The organism is uncultured Gemella sp. (assembly GCF_963525165.1).
Classification (GTDB): domain Bacteria; phylum Bacillota; class Bacilli; order Staphylococcales; family Gemellaceae; genus Gemella.
On record NZ_CAURJN010000067.1, the window covers coordinates 1 to 2,591 of the forward strand.

Genomic DNA, 2,591 nt, shown 5'->3' on the forward strand with positions numbered 1-2,591 from the left:
CCCCGAAGCTTTTTGATAATGAAGTAATTTGTATTAATTTTTTCATAAGAATTATATTCCTTTCTTAAGTTGAGTAAACACTCACTCTATAATTTAAAAAATATAGCTGAGATTATTTGAGAGATATCAGTTCACCTAATGTTTTTAGAACTACGATTATTATATAGTTCACGCTAGGTTCTAAGAAATATCTCGTTAGAAATAAGATTTTAAATCTTTAGTGAGTGGACACTCACCTTATAATCAATATTATAGTGAGTAAACACTCACTTGTCAAGAAGGAATTTGAAAAATTTTAAAAAGGTATGAAATAAATGGAAAGTTTTTGACAAACCAACATATTTGTTATAGCATGAAGATAGAAAAAGTTTTATAGAAGTAGAAAAGGTTCTCTACACACTATTTTATAGAGTACCTGAGATGATGGGTACGCCGTCCATCCTTTAAGACTCTTGTCAAAAAATGAAAGAACATTCTTCGGAGTGTTCTTTTATTTTTTAAGATAAGTATTTCACAGATAATATGGTTTTGGAGATATTTATTAAAAATCTTATAATATAAACTTAGATTAGAGTCACCTGAGTACAACAAGTAATATATAGCATATAAATATGATATAATATTTATAAGATCAGAATAATAAAATATGAATTAAGTTTTTAGAAGATAAAAAGATTATAAATCATACGAGGGGGTATTATACCAGGGGTATGCAGTAATTCAAGTGAAAAAAATTTTGTTAAGGGGGACGTACGTCATAATGAAAATACTTGAGGTTCTAAATGAGTTTTATGGTGATTTTGAATTCATTAAAGAAAAGTGGAATGAAAAATACGAAGGTATCCTTATCAAAATAAAGGAAGAGCAAGGATATAAAAGATGTCGCTTGGCAAAAAAAACACCAAAAAAAGAAGGATATTTTACAGCCTTTTGGAAAAAAGACTCAAGAAATAAGAACATTCCATATACTAATGAAGATCTAGGGAATGAACTCGTTATTGTTGTGATCGATAACGATAAGAGAGGACTTTTTATTATTCCAAATGATGAGGCTATCCGTAAAAAAATTCTCTCGACAAAAGACAGCAAAGGAAAAATGGCTATGAGATTTTATCCACCTTGGTCTACGGATTTAAATAAAACAGCTCTAGAAGCACAAAAATGGCAATTGAAATTTTTTAGAATAATTGAATCACAAGAATAATTTTTGGTACTCTTGGAGAAAAATATTGATGAAATCTTTAGTAGGTTCATATATACGCAAACGATTTGGTTTTTATGCTCGATAAGAATTTCACTGTTAATGTCATTTTTAAGATGTTTATTAAAAATCTTATAATATAAACTTAGTTTAAAGTCGCTTGAGTACAATAGTTAATATATATCATAGAAATGTGATATAATATTTATAAAGTCAGAATAATAAAATATCAACAATAAAGTCAGGAGGAATTTATTATGATAGATGGATTAAATAAATTATGGAATAAATTTCTTAAATTTTTAGAAGATAAAGAGATGTATAAATTATACGAAGGAGCTTTAATCTCTGGGGTATGCAGTGGTTTAAGTAAAAGATTTGGAATAAGTGTGAGTTTCTTACGAGTACTATTCTTATTGGCGAGTATTTTCTCATTTGGTAGCCCAATATTGGTATACATATTGTTATCGATAATAATGCCGGTAAAACCGACGAAAGAAAACTACAGAAATTCAAGCTACATCGACGGACGTGCTTGGGAAAAGTAACATAAAGAAAAGTTCTAATTGATTAACTGTCAATTAGAACTTTTTAATCACATAAAATAGGTTGAATTAATCCTATTTTTTTATTATAATAATATGGAAAGGAGGTGTTATGTATGAATATAGACACAAATAATTTGGTTTCAATAACAGAAGCAAATCAGAACTTCTCTAAGATAGCAAGAATGGTAGATGAAAATGGATCGGTTGTTATATTGAAAAATAATGCACCAAGATATGTTTTAGTAGAATTTAATGAATTTGAAAAAACTCAACAAGCCTCGGATGAAGATGTATTAGCACTTTCTAAAAGTTTAATGAAAAAAAATAAAAAGGCTTATGAGGTGTTGGCAAAATGATAAAATTATCAACTAATCAAATACTTTTACTTCATAAAGATTTGATTTCTGAGTTTGGAGGGTTAGATGGTGTAAAAGATTTAGGAATGTTAGAATCTGCAATTAATGCTCCATTTCAGACATTTAATTATCAGGATATGTATCCAACAATTCAACAAAAAGCAGCGAGATTATGCTATGGATTGGTAAAAAATCATCCATTTATTGATGGGAATAAACGGATAGGAGTCCACGCTATGTTAGTCTTTTTGGCTCTAAATAGAATAGAATTAGAATACTCGCAAGAAGAATTATATACTATTATTTTAAAGATTGCTTCAAGTCAAGCAACGATTGAAGATTTATCAACTTGGATAATAGATCATCAATTATAGCTAAAAAATAAAACCAACTCTGAATAAATGTTTTCAGAGTTGGTTTTTTCTTATTTCGGTTCTCCAAAATTTAGGACTGATGAGAAGGGTCATGAGCTTAAAGCTCATGATT

4 protein-coding genes are annotated in these 2,591 nt (G+C 28.4%); all 4 read left to right on the top strand.

Going from position 1 to position 2,591, the window contains the following annotated elements; all coding sequences use genetic code 11:
- The first annotated feature begins 760 nt into the window (after window positions 1–760).
- Complete coding sequence (locus RWQ74_RS08665; protein WP_314397905.1) at window positions 761–1,204, top strand: MepB family protein; 444 nt, start codon at window positions 761–763, stop codon at window positions 1,202–1,204.
- 254 nt (window positions 1,205–1,458) lie between these two features.
- Window positions 1,459–1,749, top strand: coding sequence for a PspC domain-containing protein (locus tag RWQ74_RS08670; RefSeq protein WP_314397907.1), 291 nt, complete (start codon window positions 1,459–1,461; stop codon window positions 1,747–1,749).
- Window positions 1,750–1,862: 113 nt separating this feature from the next.
- Window positions 1,863–2,105 carry a type II toxin-antitoxin system Phd/YefM family antitoxin gene (locus RWQ74_RS08675; RefSeq protein ID WP_294683425.1) on the top strand — a complete coding sequence of 81 codons (243 nt, stop codon included), beginning with the start codon at window positions 1,863–1,865 and terminating at the stop codon, window positions 2,103–2,105.
- On the top strand, window positions 2,102–2,479 hold the full coding sequence (locus RWQ74_RS08680; RefSeq protein ID WP_314397909.1) for a type II toxin-antitoxin system death-on-curing family toxin: 378 nt from the start codon (window positions 2,102–2,104) through the stop codon (window positions 2,477–2,479). The genes RWQ74_RS08675 and RWQ74_RS08680 overlap by 4 nt, the downstream gene beginning before the upstream one ends.
- The last annotated feature ends 112 nt before the right edge of the window (window positions 2,480–2,591 follow it).